This is a genomic window from Streptomyces sp. NBC_00726, assembly GCF_045161735.1.
In the GTDB taxonomy this organism is placed as follows: Bacteria; Actinomycetota; Actinomycetes; order Streptomycetales; family Streptomycetaceae; genus Streptomyces.
Window position 1 is genome coordinate 995,244 of the sequence record NZ_CP108983.1, and the last position, 19,077, is coordinate 1,014,320.

17 protein-coding genes and 1 pseudogene are annotated in these 19,077 nt (G+C 73.5%); 7 read left to right on the forward strand and 11 right to left on the reverse strand.

From position 1 onward, the window contains the following. Positions 1-14 precede the first annotated feature (14 nt). From OG338_RS04395 to OG338_RS04405, 3 genes are read right to left on the reverse strand one after another with little or no spacing between them, the layout of a single operon-like run. Positions 15-1,325: a hypothetical protein gene (locus OG338_RS04395; protein WP_405936058.1), complete on the reverse strand. Its 1,311-nt coding sequence runs from the start codon at positions 1,323-1,325 to the stop codon at positions 15-17. Beyond that, a complete protein-coding gene (locus OG338_RS04400) occupies positions 1,322-2,137 on the reverse strand; it encodes a hypothetical protein (RefSeq protein ID WP_405936059.1) in 816 nt (271 codons plus the stop codon). Before OG338_RS04400 ends, OG338_RS04395 begins: the two co-directional genes overlap by 4 nt. Next, positions 2,134-4,221, reverse strand: coding sequence for a hypothetical protein (locus OG338_RS04405; protein ID WP_405936060.1), 2,088 nt, complete (start codon positions 4,219-4,221; stop codon positions 2,134-2,136). The genes OG338_RS04400 and OG338_RS04405 overlap by 4 nt, the downstream gene beginning before the upstream one ends. A 119-nt stretch (positions 4,222-4,340) precedes the next feature. Between OG338_RS04405 and hmgA the strand changes: the two genes are divergently transcribed. From hmgA to OG338_RS04420, 3 genes are all read left to right on the forward strand, one after another. Then, positions 4,341-5,669 (forward strand): homogentisate 1,2-dioxygenase, encoded by a 1,329-nt coding sequence (gene hmgA / locus OG338_RS04410; RefSeq protein ID WP_405936061.1) that lies wholly within the window; start codon positions 4,341-4,343, stop codon positions 5,667-5,669. A 70-nt stretch (positions 5,670-5,739) separates the two neighbouring features. Next, positions 5,740-6,525, forward strand: coding sequence for a GntR family transcriptional regulator (locus OG338_RS04415; RefSeq protein WP_405936062.1), 786 nt, complete (start codon positions 5,740-5,742; stop codon positions 6,523-6,525). A gap of 8 nt (positions 6,526-6,533) precedes the next feature. Further along, positions 6,534-7,820 carry a type ISP restriction/modification enzyme gene (locus OG338_RS04420; protein ID WP_405936063.1) on the forward strand — a complete coding sequence of 429 codons (1,287 nt, stop codon included), beginning with the start codon at positions 6,534-6,536 and terminating at the stop codon, positions 7,818-7,820. On the opposite strand, the gene OG338_RS04425 is transcribed toward OG338_RS04420, so the two are convergent. From OG338_RS04425 to OG338_RS04435, 3 genes are all read right to left on the reverse strand, one after another. Then, on the reverse strand, positions 7,781-8,437 hold the full coding sequence (locus OG338_RS04425; RefSeq protein ID WP_405936064.1) for a TetR/AcrR family transcriptional regulator: 657 nt from the start codon (positions 8,435-8,437) through the stop codon (positions 7,781-7,783). The genes OG338_RS04420 and OG338_RS04425 overlap by 40 nt on opposite strands. 166 nt (positions 8,438-8,603) lie before the next feature. Further along, positions 8,604-8,867 (reverse strand): hypothetical protein, encoded by a 264-nt coding sequence (locus tag OG338_RS04430; protein ID WP_073968062.1) that lies wholly within the window; start codon positions 8,865-8,867, stop codon positions 8,604-8,606. Between the two features lie 184 nt (positions 8,868-9,051). Continuing rightward, positions 9,052-9,852 (reverse strand): SGNH/GDSL hydrolase family protein, encoded by an 801-nt coding sequence (locus OG338_RS04435; RefSeq protein ID WP_405936065.1) that lies wholly within the window; start codon positions 9,850-9,852, stop codon positions 9,052-9,054. Positions 9,853-10,088: 236 nt separating this feature from the next. Between OG338_RS04435 and OG338_RS04440 the strand changes: the two genes are divergently transcribed. Both OG338_RS04440 and OG338_RS04445 read left to right on the forward strand, forming a co-directional pair. Further along, positions 10,089-12,755, forward strand: a complete 2,667-nt coding sequence (locus tag OG338_RS04440) for an FtsX-like permease family protein (RefSeq protein ID WP_405936066.1) — start codon at positions 10,089-10,091, stop codon at positions 12,753-12,755. Between the two features lie 28 nt (positions 12,756-12,783). Continuing rightward, complete coding sequence (locus tag OG338_RS04445; protein ID WP_405936067.1) at positions 12,784-13,455, forward strand: ABC transporter ATP-binding protein; 672 nt, start codon at positions 12,784-12,786, stop codon at positions 13,453-13,455. Between the two features lie 31 nt (positions 13,456-13,486). Here the strand turns inward: OG338_RS04445 and OG338_RS04450 are convergent, their stop codons facing one another. Further along, on the reverse strand, positions 13,487-13,861 hold the full coding sequence (locus OG338_RS04450; RefSeq protein WP_405936068.1) for a GntR family transcriptional regulator: 375 nt from the start codon (positions 13,859-13,861) through the stop codon (positions 13,487-13,489). A 69-nt stretch (positions 13,862-13,930) separates the two neighbouring features. Here OG338_RS04450 and OG338_RS04455 point away from each other — a divergent pair, with 69 nt between their 5' ends. Continuing rightward, complete coding sequence (locus tag OG338_RS04455; RefSeq protein WP_405936069.1) at positions 13,931-14,851, forward strand: GNAT family N-acetyltransferase; 921 nt, start codon at positions 13,931-13,933, stop codon at positions 14,849-14,851. 5 nt (positions 14,852-14,856) lie between these two features. Here the strand turns inward: OG338_RS04455 and OG338_RS04460 are convergent. Further along, positions 14,857-15,377, reverse strand: a pseudogene (locus OG338_RS04460) (class I SAM-dependent methyltransferase); the annotation flags it as partial. A 64-nt stretch (positions 15,378-15,441) separates the two neighbouring features. Beyond that, on the reverse strand, positions 15,442-16,335 hold the full coding sequence (locus OG338_RS04465) for an esterase/lipase family protein (protein WP_405936070.1): 894 nt from the start codon (positions 16,333-16,335) through the stop codon (positions 15,442-15,444). Between the two features lie 295 nt (positions 16,336-16,630). On the opposite strand from OG338_RS04465, the gene OG338_RS04470 reads away from it, so the two are divergent. Then, positions 16,631-17,116 carry a phospholipase gene (locus OG338_RS04470; protein ID WP_405936071.1) on the forward strand — a complete coding sequence of 162 codons (486 nt, stop codon included), beginning with the start codon at positions 16,631-16,633 and terminating at the stop codon, positions 17,114-17,116. Positions 17,117-17,184: 68 nt separating this feature from the next. Here OG338_RS04470 and OG338_RS04475 read toward each other — a convergent pair whose 3' ends face one another. Then, entirely contained in the window at positions 17,185-18,084 is a 900-nt protein-coding gene (locus OG338_RS04475; protein WP_405940315.1) for a S1 family peptidase, read from the reverse strand. A gap of 188 nt (positions 18,085-18,272) precedes the next feature. Continuing rightward, positions 18,273-19,073 (reverse strand): DUF1684 domain-containing protein, encoded by an 801-nt coding sequence (locus OG338_RS04480; protein ID WP_405936072.1) that lies wholly within the window; start codon positions 19,071-19,073, stop codon positions 18,273-18,275. Between the last annotated feature and the right edge of the window lie 4 nt (positions 19,074-19,077).

Sequence of the window (19,077 nt, forward strand, 5' to 3'; positions counted from 1 at the left end):
GTGGATGGCGGCGGTCAGGCGATGAGCAGGGCGAGCCCGCCCACGGTGTACGCGATCATCAGGACGAGCAGCGGGAGTTGGCCGATGACGGCGCGCCGGGGCGGCATGAGCCGTACGGACCGGTCGTGGGCGGCGATGACCCCGAGGACGTGGCCGGTGACGATCGCGACGACCTGGAGGGTCGCGACGCCGCCCGGCCCCAGGGGCGGTTCGGGCACGGGGGCCCGGTCGGCGCCGAACGCGAGGCGCACGGTGTGCGGGCCCTCGGTGGCGAACAGCGTGAAGTAGTGGGCGACCAGGTAGCCCAGCGCGATCGGCACCAGTGAGTGGGCGAACGCGGTGAGCGGGCGGGGCGGCGTGCCGCAGACGAGCCGGGTGGCGCCGGCGCAGAGCCCGTACAGGAGGGCGACGAGGGCGACGGCGCCGAGCAGCCCCAGGGTGGCGGTGGTGGTACGGCCCAGCTCCGAGGTCTGCACGGTGGTGATCCAGCGCGGCGCGTCGGAGAAGCCGTCGTACGCGGTCGAGCCGAGCATCACGCAGACGGTGGCGACGAGTCCGGGGAGCCGGGGCGTGGCGTCGAGCCCGTTGAACGGGGAGCGCACGACGAGGCGGCCGTCGGCGGGGCGGCGGCCGAACGGGGAGAGTCTGCCGAGGAGGCCGGAGTAGACCTCGAAGGCGTCGGCGTGGTCGAACCAGGGGGCGCCGTACACCACCGCACCGGTGAGGTGGACGGCCGCGTAGACGCCGAGGAACACCAGCAGGGCGGTGGACGAGGCGGGGTCGGGGGCGACGAGTTCCAGCCAGGTGAAGGCGAGGAGCCCGGTGGCGGCGGGCCACATGCCGAGGCTTACGGGGAGGGGTCGGCCTGCGTCCGGGTCGCGGCGGAGCACGCGGCGGGCGAGGAGGTGCAGGGTGCGCAAAGGGTTGAGCGGGCGCCAGACGGGGCCGAGGAGCAGCGAGGCGGGGACGAGCCCGACCCACAGGAGGACGTAGACCGCGCCGGGTGCCGGATTGCGGTCCGGGTCGGCGGGGCCGAGGAGCAGCCACAGCACGACGGCCAGGGCGGCGGCGAGGCCGAGCGCGCGGGCGGTGAGCCGGGTGGCCCGGGCGTCGGCCAGGCGCTGGACGGCGGCCGGGAGCGGGCGGCCCGCCGTGTCGCCCTTGAACCGCGAGTCCGACCAGAGCAGGCCGAGCGCGAGGAACGAGACGAAGAGCGCGGCGAAGGCCCCGGCGAACGCGTAGAACGGCGAGAGGGGCAGGTCGTGCTGGGCCCCGATGCCGTGGGCGAGGACGCGCACGGCACCGGGGGCGGGGGCGCCCGTCACCGGACGACGAGCTGGGTCAGCAGCAGGTCCGACCCATGGGTCTCGACCTCGAAGAGCCCGGTCCGGCCGGCGGTGAAGGTGACCGTGACGGTCCGGCCTGCGGGGAGCTTCGCCTCCTTGTCGTAGCCGTGTACGTGGAGGACGTCGTCGCGGTCGCTGTGGACCCGCAGGCGCACGGTGCGGCCCTTCTTGATCTCGGTGCGGCCGGGCGCGGGGCTCACCTTGCCGTCCTTGATGGCGATGTCGACGGTGGTGGTGTCGTCGTCGGGCGGGGCGGCGGGGCTCGCGGAGGCGTCGCCGAGCGTGGCGGCGGCCCGGACCGGGGCGGAGCCGACGGCCCAGGCGGTGTGGTCGTCCGCGTAGAGCCCCGCGGTGAGGTGGGTGCCGCCGCCGGCCGCGCGGAGCAGCGATTCGGGCAGGTGGAACCAGGCGCCGTAGACCCGGGCGAGCGGGTGGCCGTCCAGGAAGAGGCGGGCGTGACCGCGTCCGGCGAGCGCGCCGCCGCCCACGCTGTCCGGGGTGAAGCGGAAGTTGCGCACGGTGAGGTGCGCATTCCAGCCGTCCTCCGAGTCGGGCCGGACGGCGAGGTCCACCTCGGGGGCGCCGTCGGCGTCGACCTGGCGGAGCCGGTGGCCGTCGCCGTCGTCGGCCTTCAGGAGGCGGCCGTTGCTGCCGGTGTCCTCGGCGTGGCTGGTGCCGGGCTTGTGGTGGGTGGTGGCCCTGCCCCCGCAGGCGCCCGCGCCGAGGACGAGGACGGCGGCGGTGAGCAGGGCGAGGGCGGGGCGGGCGCGGTTGGGGCGGGCGCGGGTCATGAGGGGTCGCCTTCCGAAGCGGTGGCGTCGGGCTTCGCGGCGGGCGCGAGCACGGGTTCCGGAGAGGTGTCCGGCGCCTCGGCGCCCTCCCCGCCCCCGTGCCGGGCCGCCGCCACGACGGCCCAGACGACCCAGACCAGGCCGAGCAGCCCCCGTATCCAGGCCGGGCTGAGCGGAATCCACGGGATCATGAACACGCCCTTGTCCAGCGCGTCGAGCAGCGTCAGCGCGCCCAGGACCACGGTCACCCAGCCGAACACCGGGCGCGCCGGGCGCAGCGCCAGGCCGATGCCGGTCCACCAGAGCCCGGTGAGCAGCAGTGCGAGGGCGGGGACGTAGCTGGCGGCGAGGCCCATGGTGGAGCCGGCCACGTCGAGGCCGAGGCCGATGACGCCGAGGGCGGACGCGACCGTGGCGAGCCGGCTGGTCCGGAGCCGCCGCCACCAGAGCACCCCGCCGACGAGCACGAGGACCACGGCGATGCCCAGGGCGGCCTGGACCTCGATGCGGGCGATGCCGCGTGCCCCGTACCAGTCGCAGCCGGCCGGCAGCCGCCGGGCGCGTACGTCGTAGTCGGCGCAGACCAGCAGCTGGGCGAGCTTGACCGGTTCGCCGAGGAGCCGGGCGGTGGAGCCGGAGACGTCGCCGCGCCGCTCGCCGCAGCTGGGCAGGGAGCGCGGGGTCGAGGCGCCGGTGTCCGACTGCCAGCAGTTGCCGTCGCCCTGGCCGTCCCACCAGACGTCGGTGGCGTTGGGGCGGGACCTGCCGTTCTTGTCGGTGCCGAGGTGGTTGTTCGCGTACCGGTTGTGGTGCGAGGTGTCGGTCTGCTTGCCGAGGGCGTTCTCGCCGCGGATGAAGGCGGGGACGGCGCTCAGGAAGAACGCGGCGCGGTTCTGGCCGTAGATCCAGTTGTCCTCGTAGCGGTTCCAGTTGCCGCCTGCGGTGATGATGCCGGTGCCCGGGGGCATGGAGATCTGCGGGCAGACGACGCCGTCCTCGTAACCCCGCTCGGCGGGCGGCTTGGCGCAGGTGCCGTCGGCGACGTAGCGGTAGTAGTCGGCGTTGTTGTCGTGGATCAGGTTGCGTTCGAAGCGGGCGTGGTTCTGCGGGAGTCCGGGGTGGCCGGGGAAGGCGCTGTCCATCGAGGCGCCGCCCATGTTGTGGTCGAACTCGTTGTCGTGGACGTAGACGGAGTCGCCCGCGGTGCCGGAGTAGCCGACCATGCTGTGGTGGCTGTGGCAGCCGGTGATCTCGATCGAGTAGCGCGGTACGTCGTAGCCGTAGCCGTCGTTGATGTCGGAGGCGCTGCCGGGGTAGATGCCGGAGTCGCCGTTGCCGTAGGACTCGCAGTTCTTGTACAGGCCGTGGTCGCTGGCGAAGGTCAGGAAGCCGTATTCGTCGTTCCAGCGGGTCAGCACGTCGTCGATGACGAAGCCGTCCTGGGCGAGGACGTAGAGCGAGTTGAAGGTGGTGCGCTGGGCGGTGAAGTTCTTGAAGTAGATCCCGTCGGACTTGTCCGAGCGGATCGCGTTCAGCTTGCGGTACTTGGCGTCGATGACGACATCCGTGCGGGCCGCGCCGGTGCCCTCGATCTGGAGGTCCTTCTTGCCGAGGATCGCCACCAGGTTCTGGTTGTGCGGGCACTTGGCCTGCTGCTCGTAGCTGAGGATCTGGTAGCCCAGCTTGGAGTCGGGCGCCTTGAGATGGGCGCACTCCCCCTCCGGCGCGGGGAGCGAGGGCTCCTCCTCGTACAGGCCGGGCAGGATCGCGATGGTCTTCCCGGGCCCGTCGACGGCGTCGACCGCCTGCTGGAGGTGGCGGTAGCCGGACTTCCCGCACCGGTCGAAGAGCTTCAGATTGCGGGCCTTCAGGGCGTCCGGGAAGCCCGCGATCCGGCGTTCGAAGTCGGCCCGGTCGGTCTTGCAGACCAGGAGATCGGGCTCGCCGGTGCGGTACACGGGGACGCTGCCGGTGCCGTCGGGCAGGGTGACCGGCCGTTCCTCGTGCGCCTGGGCGGCGGGGGCCGCGAGCAGTGCGGCGGCGAGCACCGCCGGGACCGCCAGAAGTCTTCGTGTCCACGACATGTGCGGGAGAGTAGAGCATTGTTCAGCTTTTTGAACCCCTTCTGCACGGCGAATGCCGTTGACGCGCCACGCTTCCATTCCTACGGTTGTACATAGGATTCCTTCGGACGGGAGCGCACATGGGCGGCATCGAGCAGGCGAGGAAGACGGCGGAGGGGCTTGCGTACTCCACCGGTTTCGGAAACGAGCACAGCTCGGAGGCGGTGCCGGGAGCGCTCCCGCACGGGCGAAACTCCCCGCAGCGCGCCCCGCTGGGGCTGTACGCGGAGCAGCTGAGCGGGTCCGCTTTCACCGAGCCCCGCGCCCACAACCACCGCAGCTGGCTGTACCGCATCCGTCCCTCGGCGGCCCACCCCCCGTTCGTCCGTACGGACAACGGCGCGCTGCGCACCGCCCCGTTCACCGAGGCCGTGCCCGACCCGAACCGGCTGCGCTGGGACCCGCTCCCCGAGCCCGCGCCCGGGACGGACTTCGTGGCCGGCCTGTGGACGCTCGGCGGCAACGGCGACGCGGCGCAGCGCACCGGCATGGCCGTGCATCTGTACAGCACCAACGCGGCGATGACGGACCGGGTGTTCAGCGACAGCGACGGCGAGCTGCTGATCGTCCCGCAGCACGGCGGGCTGCTGCTGCGCACCGAACTGGGCCTGCTGCGTGCCGAACCCGGCCATGTCGCGCTGATCCCGCGCGGCGTCCGCTTCCGGGTCGAGCTGCTGGACGAGACCGCGCGCGGGTACGTCTGCGAGAACTACGGCCGCCCGTTCACGCTCCCGGACCTGGGCCCGATCGGTGCCAACGGCCTCGCCAACGCGCGGGACTTCCTGGCCCCGGTCGCCGCGTACGAGGACGTGGAGCGCCCGGTCGAGGTGATCAACAAGTACTGCGGCAACCTCTGGACGGCGGCCTACGACCACTCCCCGCTCGACGTGGTCGCCTGGCACGGCAACCACACCCCGTACGTCTACGACCTGCACCGGTTCAACGTCATCGGCTCGATCAGCTACGACCACCCGGACCCGTCGATCTTCACGGTGCTGACCTCGCCCTCGGACACGCCGGGCCTGGCCGGGGTCGACTTCGTGGTGTTCGCGCCGCGCTGGCTGGTCGGCGAGGACACCTTCCGCCCGCCGTACTTCCACCGCAACGTGATGAGCGAGTACATGGGCCTGATCGAGGGCGCGTACGACGCGAAGACGGCCGGAAAGGGCGGCTTCGTGCCCGGCGGCGGCTCGCTGCACAACATGATGTCGGCGCACGGACCGGACCGGGAGACCTTCGACAGGGCGAGCGCGGCGGAGCTGAAACCGCAGAAGATCGACGACGGCCTCGCCTTCATGTTCGAGACCCGCTGGCCGGTCGTCGCGACCGCGCAGGCCGCGACGGCGGACCACCTTCAGCGGGGCTACGACGACGTATGGCAGGGTCTGACCCGCAACTTCAGGCCGTGACGCACTCCGCGCGGGCCTGATCCGAGACGGCAGGCCCCCGGGCCGGTGACGACGCACGCAGGAGGACCAGGTGCCGCAGCCCGCTGCGAACAGCCCCGCCCCCCGGGGCACCGCCTTCGCGCCCGACTCACTGGTCCTGAACCGCAAGCTGCCGCTGTGGTACCAGGTCTCGCAGTCGCTGCGGGCGTCCATACTGGGCCGCGCCCCGGACGCCACGCTGCGGCTGCCCACCGAGGAGCAGCTGGCGGCGCACTACGGGGTCAGCGTGCTCACCATGCGCCAGGCGCTCAAGGAGCTGGAGGCGGAGGGCCTGATCAGCCGGCACCGGCGGCGCGGCACGTTCATCGAGCCGCATGCCCGCCGGGGCTCCCCGGTCCGGCTGCTCGGCTCGATCGACGCGATCGTGGCCCAGCAGTCGGGCGAGCGCTCCACCCTGCTCGGCCACGGCCCGGTCCCGGTCCCGGGCGAGGCGGCCGAGCACTTCCCGGGCTGCGCGGAGGTCGTCTGCTACCGCCGGCTGCGGCGCGACGGGACGACCGGCGAGCCGACCAACTGGGCGCAGAACTGGGTGCACCCGGAGGTCGCGGCGGACCTGGACCCGGCGGACCTGGACCGGTGGCCGATGACCAAGGTGCTGCGCGACCGGGTCGGCGTCCCGATCTCCCGGATCACCGACACGGTCGAGGCCCGCCTCGCCGACCCGGCCACCGCCGAACTGCTGGGCGTCCCGCTGCTGAGCCCGATCCTGTACTACACGGGCATCACGTACGACGAGGGCGGCCGGGTGGTCGACGTGGCCCGGATCCACTACCGGGGCGACCGGTTCTCGTTCTCGGTGACGGTGGAAGCCCACTGAGTCCTACGATGCCGGGGAAGGCGGCAGGCGGGGAGGACGACACGGTGGCAGCACCGGCAGCGGCCGGGTCCGGCGAGGGCCCGCACGGCCCCCTCCTGGACGACCTCATGCCCTGGTCGGTGCGGCCGCTGCGCACCGGGCGCGCCTGGGTGACCGCCCCGGACGCGGCGTCCCTGCGGGCCCGCTGGGACCGCCTGGTGCGGGCGTCGGGCGAGGAGCGCGAGCGGCTGTTCGCCCCGACCCGCGCCCGTACGCAGCGGAGCGCCGTGGCCGCCCTGCCCGGCCGGTCCGGCGCCACCGGCCGCTTCGCCCGCGAGGCGGGCCCCTGTCCGGAGCCGGTGCGGGTGCTGCACGGGCCGTACGACGAACAGTGGCTGCTGCCCGACCACCGCCTGATCGACATGGCCAGGCCCGAGCTGTGGCGGGTTGCCGACGGCCACCAGCTCTTCCTGGTCGAGCACGGCCGGGTGCCCCACGATCCGGGGCCCGCCGTGTCGGTGACGACGCTGCTGCCCGACGGCCACTCCCCCGCCGGCCGCCCCGGCCGCGTCCGCCCGCTGTACCGCCGCCCCGGCGGCCTCGAACCCAACCTCGCCCCCGGCCTGCTCCCCGTACTGCGCGCCCGGTACGGGGATGAGGTCACCGCCGAATCGGTGCTCGCCTGGGTTCTGGCGGCGGCCCGCCCCGCACCGGCCGGCTGCGTGGTCCCGCTCCCGGCGGACGCCGGGCGCTGGGCGGAGGGCGTCGGGCTGGGCCGCGAGCTGCTGCGGCTCCAGCTGCGCGGGACGCGCGGCGCGGAGCGCCCCCGGCTGCCGGGCGGGCAGCGCCCCTATGTGCGGGCGGCCGTCCCGCCGGTCCCGGCATCCCTGTCGTACGAGGCCGGGGAACGGGTGCTCGCGCTCGGCACCGGCCGCGTCTCGCCGGTGCCCGCCGGCGCCTGGGATTTCCGGGTGAGCGGGGTGCGGGTCCTCGATCTGTGGTTCGAACGCCGGGCGGCGGCGTGCGGGGCGCCGGGGGCGGGGGCGGACGCGGCGGGGCTCGAAGCGGTCCGGCCGCGCGCCTGGCCGCAGGAGTGGACCTCGGAGCTGCTGGACCTGGTCACGCTCCTCGCCCTCCTCGCCGAGCTGCGCCCCCGCCAGGAGGCGCTGGCCGGGGCGCTGGCGGCGGGCCCGGGCAGCGGCGAGGACGGGCTACGGGAGGCGGGGGTGCTGCCGGTCGGGGAGGCGGCGCGACGGCCCGCCTCGGTCCTGGACCATCAGGAGGAGGGGCCGGACGGGCAGTTCGCACTGCTGTGAGCGGCGCCCTGCCCGGCCAGGGCGGCCGGGCGGTCGAGGGCGCCGAGAAGGCGGACGAAGCCCGTCTCCAGGAAGGCGCGGAGCTCGTCCAGGGCGTCCGGCTCGTCCAGCGGCCAGCTGGTGACGGCCTCCTCGGCGAAGGCGAGCCAGGCCCGGGCGGCCAGGGTCAGCCGGGGCGACGGTGCCATGCCGAGCCGGCGATGCCCCTCCGCGACCCGGCGGGCGAGGGTGGCGCGGGTGGCCTCCACGATGTCCCCGGCGGCGGGGTGGCTGCCGGCGGCGCCCCGGACGAGGGCGCGGTAGATCTTGCGGCGTCCGGTCACGTACCCGACGAAGCCGGCGATGAACGCGCGCATCCAGGCGACCGGGTCCAGCGAGGCGTCCGGTGCGGTGGCGGCGGCGAACTCGTCGCATTCCCGGCGCACCACGGACCGGTAGAAGTCGCGCTTGGAGTCGAAATAGTGGAAGAGCAGACCGCGCGATATGCCGGCCCGCCGGGCCACGGCATCGGTGGAGAGCTCGTCCAGGGAGCAATCCGCGAGCATGTCCACGCCAATAGCTACCAATTGTGCCCTCCGCTCGTCGGGGTGCAGACGCGCGGCTCGCTTCTCGGGCATGGGCCCAGTGTAGAAGTAGTTCGACATCGAATTACTTCGGCACCCACGCGGGCCCGCCGGACACAGCGCGTGACCGGGCGCGGACATGGCGACGCGCCACTGCCGGCTCCGGGGATGACGGAAGAGCGGGCAGCAGCGCGCTGCGGGAATCAGGACCGCGGTCGGGTCAGTGGCGGCTGCCGAAGAGCGAGCGCCGCAGCCGGCGCAGGGGCGCGAACAGCGACACCCGCGCACTTCTGCTGCGCCGGGCGTGTCCGGCGTCGCGCGAGGTGAGCTCGCGCATCAGCAGCGTCGCCTCCGCCGCCTCGCGCTGCGGCACGACGGGACCGCCGAGCACCGCGAGATGGCGGTCGAGGCGCGAACTCGTCGCGCTGCTCCCGCATGTAATGGCAGGCACGCGCGCCCTGCTGCGCACCGTTATCTGTTCCATGTCACTCCCCACCCGTACGAGGGCACTCGGCCCGGGCAGGTTAACCCTATCGCCTGCCACCGACACCCGTGTATCCCGGGAGCGGGATTGCGCACACATATACGGAGGTTGACGAGGTGTCGGCGAATCCGCCCGGCTCCGGGGCGAGTTGACGGGCGCACCCCTCCCGGGGCGCGCCGCCGCACTAGTCGAGCGCGTTCAGGACCGGCAGGTAGCCGCCGGACTGCCCGGCCGCGAAGGGGTGGTACGACTCGCCGATGTTCAGCCAGTTGAGGCTGTGCAGCCAAGCGCTTCCGGAGCAGATCTCGTGCCCGGCGAAGGTGCTGGTGACGTCGCCGAAGCTGAAGCCGTGGTCGGCGGCGCGCTTGGCGGTGGCCGCGTTGAGATAGTCCGCGGCGCCGTTGATGGCGCTGCGCACCTTGTCGCTCAGCCCGACGATGCAGCTGCCGCCGATCTTGTAGAAGCGCGGGTAGCCGAGGACGACGACATGGGCGGAGGGCGCCTTGGCCTCGATCGCGTCGTACACCGAGTTGAGCTTGCCGGGCAGCGTGCTGTCCACGTAGGCGCGGGCGGTCGCGATGCGGTTGAGGCAGGTGGACTCCGAGTGGAGGACACAGGTCGTCATGACGTCGGCGAAGCCCGCGTCGTTGCCGCCGATGGAGATCGAGACGAGGTCGGTCGAGGAGTTGAGCGGCCCGAGCTGACTGGCGATCACATCGCCCGTACGCGCCCCGGAGCAGGCCGTGAAGGAGAAGGAGGCGGGCGAGTGGGCGGCGGCCCAGAGGGAGGGGTAGGCGAGGGTGCTGCGCTTGCAGTCGCCGCTGGAGCCGATGTAGCTCCCGGAGCCGACGCCCGAGGAGTACGAGTCCCCGAGGGCGATGTAGTCGACGGACGGTGCGGCGCTCGCGGTGGCCGCGCCGGTCAGGGCGATGACGGCGCCGAGCAGGAGCGAGGACGAGAATGCCACGAGTCTGGACAGTTTCACGGAATCTCCCTTGAGCGACCGGCAGGATCTCTGCCTACTCAGTGGTAGCAGCGCAGACACCCTTTTCGGAAGTGTTCATGCCAAGTCAAACGGGTGAACCTTTTCCCGGAGCGCTCACGACCGGTCACCCCGTCAACTCCAGGCACACACATAGGGGTTGCAGCAGATCAAACCGGATGGTCTACTCCATTGGTCTAAGCCAATACCCCGGGCCTGCCGGACGCAGAGGAGGACGTGTGCTGCGTCTGATGCGCCATCAGCTGCTGAGTCGCTGGGCGCGCTCGCTGGCCCTGCTGACCGGCATCCTGGTCGCCGTCTCCTCGTTCGTCGTCCTGTCGGCCACCACCGAGTCCGCCCGGCTCACCGTCACCGGCACCGTCGGCGCCGGCCGGGGCACGTACGACCTGCTGATACGTCCCCGGGGCGCGGCCCAGAAGCTGGAGACCGAACAGGGGCTGATCCGCCCCAACTCGCTCTCCGACGTCTACGGCGGCCTCACCCCGACGCAGCTCGCCGCCGTACGCCGGGTGCCCGGGGTCGAGGTCGCGGCCCCGCTGGAGGTCCTCGGATACGCCACGGAGCCGGGCGTGGTGGACATCGACCTCGCCGGGCTGCTGCCGCCCGGCACCCGGGGCACGTACGAGCTCGGCCGGACCTGGCACTACGACCGCGGCCTGTCCACCCTCGCCCAGCGGCCGCACACCGTCTTCATCACCCCGTACCCGCTGGAGACGCGGCCCGGGAAGCCGGTGACCCGTCAGGAGGCCGACGGCAAGGCCCAGTACCGTACCGACCGCTACTTCGAGGTGCTGCCGTCCGGCGCCCGCCGCGAGGTGTGCAAGGGCGGGCTCCGGGCGGAGGAGCAGTCCACCCTGCTCAGCAACGCCGTCACCTGCCTGTCCTGGTCCGGGATCACCGCCCGGGGCGGACAGCCCGCGCCGGAGGACGCCGGACCCCGGACCCGCGTCGTCTTCGCCTTCCCGGTCTCCTATGTCATCGCGGGCGTCGACCCCGGGGCCGAGGCCGAACTCTCCGGCCTCGCGGACGCCGTGACCGAGGGCCACTACCTCACGTCCGCCGCGCCCCGTCAGGTGCCCGGCCGGGACGACGAGACCCCGGGCGCGGCCCTGCCGATGCTGCGGTCCGCCGACGCGGCAGGCGATCTGGAGGTCGCCGTCACCCTCACCCGCGAGGGCGAGAAGCGGCCCCTCCTGAAGAAGCGGTTCGACGCCGCGTCCCGGCAGCCGGTCCACGAGGTCGGCAAACGGAGCGAGATCGTCCTGGGGTCGCTCCAGGCCACCGGCCCGGTCACCTACGACACCGGCCGGGACGGCACCGTACGCCCCCGGACCGTGCCGCGCCCCGACGGGGAGACCCCGGCGCTGCCCCTCGACGGCCAGGACGTCTGGTTCCGTTCGCTGGTGCCGCAGGGCGAGCAGGGTGAACGGCCGTCCGCGCTGCCCGAGGTCGTCGGCGTCTTCGACCCAGGGCGGCTGGCGGAGTCCGACGCCGCGAGCCGGGTCCCGCTCGGCACCTACGCCCGGCCCGCGCTCACCGGCGCCGACGCCCGGTCCCGGAAGCTGCTCGGCGGCAGGCCCCTGCTCCCCGCCTCCTCGCCGACCTCCTACATCCAGCAGCCGCCCCTGCTCCTCACCTCGCTGGCGGCCGCCGACTGGCTCGGCGACCACGGCTATCTGACGTCCGGCCAGGCCGCCGCGCCCATCTCCGCGATCCGGGTCCGGGTGTCCGGGGTGACCGGCGCCGACGCGGTCTCCCGGGAACGCGTCCGGCTGGCCGCCGAGACCATCGGCCGCATACCGGGGCTGCGGGTGGACATCACGCTCGGCTCGTCGCCCGCCCCGCTCACCGTGGAACTCCCCGCCGGTGAGAACGGCCGCCCCGCACTCGCGCTCACCGAGTGGTGGAGCAGGAAGAACGTGGCCGCGAGGATCATCCGGGCCTCGGACACCAAGTCGCTCGTCCTGCTCGGCCTTGTCATGGTGGTGTGCGTGCTCTTCGTCGCGAACGCGGCGGCGTCCTCCGTGCGGGCGCGCCGGGCGGAATGGGGCCTGCTCACCGCGGTGGGCTGGCGGCGCCGGCAGCTGTTCGGCCTCGTCCTGGGCGAACTGCTGCTGCTCGGCGCGGTGGCCGGGGCGCTCGGCGCGGCCGTGGCCTGGGGCGCCGCGCGGGCGCTCGGGGTGGCCGCCTCCGCCGGTCATGTGCTCGTCGCCGTCCCGGTGGCGCTGGCCGTCGCGGCGGCGAGCGGCGCGGTTCCGGCCTGGCGCGCGTCCCGGGTGCAGCCGGTCACCGCGCTCCGCCCGCCCGTCGTCACCGGCGGCCGGGCCCGGATGTCCGCCGGGGTGACCGGCCTGGCGGTGGCCAACGCGGTACGGGCCAGGGGGCGCAGTCTGCTGGGGGCGGCAGCCGTGGCGACGGCGACGGCCGCGACCCTGCTGCTCCTGGCGGCGGCCTACGCCTTCCGGGGGACGCTCGCCGGATCGCTCCTGGGCGAGACGGTCTCCGTCCAGGTCCGCTCGACCGATGTGGCGGCGGTGGTCACGATGGCGGTGCTGTCCGTGGTGGCCGTGGGCGATGTGCTGTACCTCGGCATCCAGGAGCGGGCCGCCGAATTCGCCCTGCTGCGGGCGGTCGGCTGGGGCGACGGGGTGGTGACCCGGCTGGTGCTGCTCGAGGGCGCGCTGATCGGGCTGCTGGGCTCGCTGACGGGCGCGCTGCTCGGCGGGGCCGCGGCCCTCTGGCTGTCGCCCGGCGGCTGGTCGGCGCTCGCGCTCCCGGCCGGTGCGGTGGTGGCCGCGGGCACCGCGCTGTCCGCGGCGGCGGGACTCGTCCCCGTACTCATCCAGCGGCGGCACCCCACCGCCCGGCTCCTCGCGGAGGAGTGAACGCCATGGAGAACAGGGAGGTGGAGGTGTGAGCGCCGCCATGATCGAGGTGCGATCGCTCCGCAAGACGTACGGGGCCGGTTCCGGTACGCCGGTCAGGGCCTGCGACCAGGTGGACCTGGACGTCGCCCGGGGCGAGTTCGTCGCGCTCACCGGGCCGTCCGGTTCCGGCAAGTCCACCCTGCTGTACCTGCTGGGCGCGCTCGACCGGCCGGACTCGGGGACCATCGACGTCGACGGGGAACGCGTCACCTCGATGAACCGGGCGGGGCTCGCGGCCTACCGGCGCGGGGTGGGGTTCGTGTTCCAGCGGTTCCATCTGCTGCCCGCGCTGACCGCGCTGGACAACGTCATCGCACCGGTGCTGCCGCACCGGGTGAACTTCGACCGGCGGGCCAGGGCCCGTGAGCTGCTGGCCTCGGTGGGGCTGGCGGGCCGGGAGGACGCGCTGCCCTCGAAGCTGTCGGGCGGCCAGCAGCAGCGGGTGGCCCTCGCCCGCGCCCTGATCGGCTCCCCGCGCCTGATCCTCGCGGACGAGCCGACGGGCAATCTGGACTCGCGGTCCGGCGCGGACGTGCTCGACCTGCTGACCGGGGTGCGCGAACGGCACGGGGCGACGGTGGTGCTGGCCACGCACGACGCGCAGGTGGTGGAGCGCTGCGACCGGGTGGTGCGGGTGCGGGACGGGCGGGTCGCGTAGGGCGGGTCTTCCCTCCGCCGCGCCGTGGCGCTCAGTCCGCGAAGACGGCCCGTACCGCGTCCTCGGCGAGTTCCAGGGCGCGGGTACGGGAGAGACCGAGGCGGCGGGCCTGTTCCGCGTACGCGCGGGCCGCGGCGGCGGCGTTGCGGTCGGCGGTGTCTCCGGCGGCGGCGACGAACGTGCCGTTGCGGCCACGGGTCTCGATGACGCCGTCCGCCTCCAGCGCCCGGTACGCCTTGGCGACCGTGTTGGCGGCGAGGCCCAGCTCCCCGGCGAAGCCGCGTACCGTCGGGAGCCGGTAACCGACCGGCAGCACGCCGGAGCGGGCCTGTTCGGAGATCTGGGTGCGCAGTTGCTCGTACGGGGCGGTGCCGGAGTCCGGGTCCACGGCGATCTTCAGGGTCACGGGCCGATTGTCCCCCACCGGCGGAAAATGGGAGGCGGTCGGGTCGGCGGCGCGGATAGCGTCCGGCACATGACGGTCCTCGTACGCGACTTCCGGCCCGACGACGCCGAGGGATGGGTACGGGTGCGGCGCGCCGCCCTCCCGTACATGATCACCACACCGGAGCAGGCCGTGGCCGAGCTGGCCGGGGCCCCGGCGGCGCGGCGGTACCGGATGCTGGTCGCCGAGGAGGACGGCGAGATCATCGGGACGGCGCAGGTGGGCCTGGCCCATGAGAGCCCGGAGCCGGGGCAGGGGTTCTGCAATCTGTACACCCATCCGGAGCGGACCGGCCGGGGCGCGGGCACGCTGCTGCTGCGCGTCGCCGAGGAGTATCTGGCGCCGGCCGGGGCGGCCTCGGTCCACACCTGGGTCCTGGACACGCCGGGCGACCGGGCGTTCGCCGCGAAGCACGGCTACACGCCGAGCCGGCCGGCCCACTTCCTCCATCTGGACCTGGCGAACGGCTCGCTGCCGCCCCGTCAGGAGCCGCCGGCCGGGGTCGAGCTGCGGACCGGGGCCGACTTCGCGGACGATCCCCGCCCGCTCTTCGCTGCGGACGCCGAGGCCACGGCGGACGAGCCCAGCGACACGCCCGCCCGGCTCGACTCCTACGAGGACTGGCTCGCCGGGACCTGGCACGACCCCGGCCTGGACCACCGCCTCACCTCGGTCGTGCTGGCCGGCGGCGAGGTGGCGGCCTTCAGCGCCGCCCGGACCGACGGGGTGAGCCGCTACGGCTCGGCGATGACGGGCACCCGGCGGGCGCACCGGGGCCACGGCCTGGCCAAGCTCGCGAAGAACGACTCGCTGCACCGGGCCCGCGCCGCCGGGTACACCGACGCCTACACCGGCAACGACGCCGGGAACGGACCGATGCTGGCGATCAACCGCTGGTTCGGCTACGCCATCTGCGCGACGGAGGTACGCCATGTCCGCAGGCTCGGCTGACATCCCCGGAGGGCCTGGCGACCAGCGCGTACCGCTCGTCGTCCACGTCCTTGCCCCACAGGTCGCGGTCGCCGGAGAGCCGTTCGTGATGGACGCGGTCGGTGAGCAGGGCGAGCAGCGCGGTGAGGCGTTCGGCGGAGAGACCGGTCCCGTTCCACACGCCCTCCACCAGGACCAGCCTGCCGCCGGGGCGCAGGAGGCCCGCCCAGTGGCGCAGGACGGCCGCCGGGTCGGGCAGCGTCCACACCACGTGCCGGGCGAGGACCACATCGAACTTCCGGTCGCCGACGGGCGGCCGGACCGCGTCCCCCACCAGCACCTCGGCGTCCGTGCCGGCCAGCTTGGCGCGGGCCCGCTCCACCATGCGCGGCGCGCTGTCCACGGCGGTGAGCCGGCGGGCAGCCAGCCCGCCATTCGCCGTGCCCAGGCGGTGCGGACCACAGGGTCGAGCAGCCCGTGGTCGGCCTCCTGGTCGAAGGCGTCGGCGAGGGAGTCCCAGTCGGTCGTCATGATCCGATCGTGCCAGGCGCCACTGACAACGCCTCTGTCCCGGCGAGGAGGGACCTCGCCGGGACGGGGGCGTGCGGGGGCTAGCCGAGGACCGAGGCGCAGTTGGTCGGGGTGGCGTGCGACGGGTCCAGGGCGTTTACCACCTCGTGGTAGGCGATCCGGTCGATGGTCCCGATCGCCACGTGCTCGGACAGGTCGATCGGGCACAGGTCCTGGAGCAGGACGTTGCGCACGTCCGGCCCGTCCAGGAACTGGGTCCGGTACGGGGTCACGACCTCGTCGTAGCGGGTCGCGATGACGGTGTAGTGCACGCCGGGCACGGTGTCCGGCAGCGAGTTGAGCTTGGTGATGAAGGGCGATCCGGCCACCTGGTCGGCGAGTCCGGGCGTACCGGCGTTGAGCAGGTCGCCGATGCCGGGGAAGTACGGCAGGAGCTTGGTCAGGCCGAGCAGCGTGGTGCCGTGGTTGTCGGGCGCGAGCCCGATCATGGCGTTCACCTTGGCCGCCCCGCCGAGGAACTTCAGGTAGTAGTTCGGCATCATGCCGCCCTGCGAGTGGCCCACGATGTCCGCCTTGGCGGCGCCGGTGGAGGCGAGCACCTTGTCCACGAACGTGGCGAGCTGGCCTGCCGACTCGTCGATCGGGCCGAGCCCGTTGAAGACCGGCACACCGGGCAGCCGGCCGTAGTCGAGCGAGTAGACGCAGTAGCCCCGGTTGACCAGGTAGGGGGCGAGGACGAGCCAGTTGTCGATGGAGTTCCCGAAGGTCCCGTGCACCAGGACGACGGGCCGGGGGTGGGCGGCGGAGGGCTTGCAGGAGTAGTCGTTCCAGCCGCGCGAGGTGGCGGCCGTGGCGGCGGCGGGGGCGGCCGCGGCGGTCGCCGTGGGGGTGGCGACCGCGGCGACGGCGAGGAGCAGGGCGGCGAGTGTCCGGCGGGCGCGTGGGGAACGCGGCGCACGGGTCCAGGGCAGCATCGTGGGGTCTCCTTGCGGCTCAAGGGAGTTGCGATGTCTGTGCACCCTGCGGCCCGGACCACAAGTGACGTTCTGCGTGCTCATGCCAAATTACGCATGGGTAGGGTTCACTGGGAAGTTACGCGTCGGTAAAAAGTCCGGAGCCGCGGAATCACGGGGCGGCCGGGCCGCACGACCGGCGCGCCCCGCCGGGCCCGCACAACCCTAGGCATGACAGGTACATGACGGCATTCTGGAGCGACCTCGCACATCCGCGAGGACGGTCCGACCATCCCTCTCCCCACGGAGGCCACCCATGCGCCGTCGCGCCGCCACCCTGCTCGCCGCCCTCGGGCTGTCGCTCCCGCTCGCCCTGCTGCCCGCCGCGTCCGCCTCGGCGGCCCCCGCGGACAAGCCCCAGGTGCTCAGCTCCTGGACGCGGACGAGCGCCGCCGGCTACAACGCGTGGAACTCCGCCCGCAACAACAAGGGCGCCTGGTCCGCGTACGGCTTCGACTGGTCGACGGACTATTGCAGCTCCTCGCCCGACAACCCCTTCGGCTTCCCGTTCCGGACGGCCTGCGCCCGCCACGACTTCGGGTACCGCAACTACAAGGCCGCCGGCACCTTCTCCGCCAACAAGGCCCGGCTCGACAACGCCCTCTACGCGGACCTCAAGCGCGTGTGCGCCGCCTACTCCGGCGCCAAGCGGACCTCGTGCGACGCCACGGCCTGGACGTATTACCACGCGGTGGACATCTTCGGCGTGGCCCCGGCCGGGGCGGGCGCCGGCCGGGCCTGACCGGCGCCCTCGCACGTATGGCCCCCGGCGAACCGGGGGCCATACGTTTCACCGTACGGGTCCGGGCGTCAGTTCAGGCTGACGCCGTACGCGCTCAGCGCCTCGGGGACCGGCTGGAAGAACGTCGTACCGCCGGAGCTGCAGTTGCCGCTGCCGCCGGAGGTCAGGCCGATGGCCTTGCTGCCGGAGTAGAGCGGACCGCCCGAGTCGCCGCCCTCGGCGCACACATTGGTCTTGATCATGCCGTAGACGACATCACCGTTGCCGTAGTTGACCGTGGCGTTGAGCCCGGTGACGGTGCCGCTGTGGACGCCGGTCGTGGAGCCCCGGCGGGTCACCGACATGCCGACCGTGGCGTTGGCCGCGCCGGTGATGGTGACGTTGCCGACCTTGCCCGGGTGCGCGAGCGAGGTGTTGTCGTAGCGCACGATCCCGTAGTCGTTGCCCGGGAAGCTGGAGCCGACCGTCGGCCCTATGTAGGTGGTGTTCGAGGAGTTGGTGTACCAGGGCGGGTAGCCGTCGGTGCAGTGACCGGCGGTCAGGAAGTAGTACGTGCTGCCGCTGTGGACGTTGAACCCGAGGGAGCAGCGCCAGCCGGGGGCGTAGATCGCGTCGCCGCCGGAGAGCAGCTTGTTGAACGTGCCCGGAGTGTGTTCGATGCGCAGGGCGCCCGCGTCGCCGCCCGCGGAGTCCTTGATCTGCTGGATCTCCGCCGCGGAGACCGTGCTGTCGACCGTGACCACGACCTTGCCGGTCTTCTGGTCGACGTTCCACGCGGTGCCCGCGATGTCGGCGCCGAGGACGGCGTCACTGGCGGCGGCGAGCCGGTCGGCGCTGTACGTTCCGGTGGAGTTCGCCTGGGCGGTGGGGGCGGCCAGGGCGCCTGCCGCCACCAGGCCCGCCGCGATGGCGATGGCCCGGATTCGTCTGGCGGTACCGCTGAGGGGGGTGGTGCGCTTGATCCTCACTGTCATTCCTCCCGAGGGGAGTCGGGGGCCCGCCTGTGGGGTGGTCGGGCCCGTGAGGCGCAGTCAGGCACCCGGCCGTCCGTCCGCATTCCGGATATGCCGTGCCCCTGACAAGCGCTGTTCGGGAGTATTCAAGGCGTCAACTTCTTGCGCAAGGGTGCCTTTTGGCCTGAGCTCGCGACGGCCCCTCAGCCGTCGGCCCGCTGCCGCTCCCCCGCCTCCACGGCCACCGGAAGGGTGTTGCCCGGCGGCGGGAAGGGGCAGATGAAGTGGTCCGCGAAGGCGCACGGCGGCAGCAGCGCCCGGTTGAAGTCGACGGTCACCGCGCCGTCGACTTCCGGTGCGGCGGGCCGCAGGAACCGGAAGCGGTAACTGCTGTTCCCGCTGGTCGCGTCGGCGAAGACCGCCCAGAGCGACCCGTCCGGCTCGACGGCGGCCTGGAGCGTGTGCCCGGCCCCGGCCAGCTCGAAGGCGATCTCCCCGGCGAGCCCGAGCCCGCGTTCGACCCCGTCGGCGTTCCCGACCCGGACGGTGCGCGCGGCCGGGTACGGGCGGAAGGTGCCCGGCACCGCCCAGCGCGGCGCGTACGGGGTCGCTTCGATCGCCCGGAACGCGCGCCGCGCGGGCGATCCGGGGTCGAAGACCCGGACCGCCCACAGGCCCTCGCGACGGAGCACGACGAGCCTGCGTCCCTCGTGCGCGACCCGGGACGCCTCGATCGGCCCCCGGTCCGCGCCGAGCCGGACCGCCCCGGCGAAGGGCTTCCCGTCGACGGTCAGCCCGTCCTCCGGGGCGGCGTCGAGCACCGGTGCGCCGCCCTCCTCGCGCCACCGGCCCGGGACGGCCGGAATTCGCCCCTCCGGGTAGTCCGCGAGCCAGTGGGTGCCGGTGAGCGAGAGCGGACCGTACGGCGCCGAGACCGTGCCGGTCCGCTCCTCGTGCCAGCGCTCCCAGTCCCGCGCGGCCTGCTGCTGTGCGTACGTGCTCATGGCG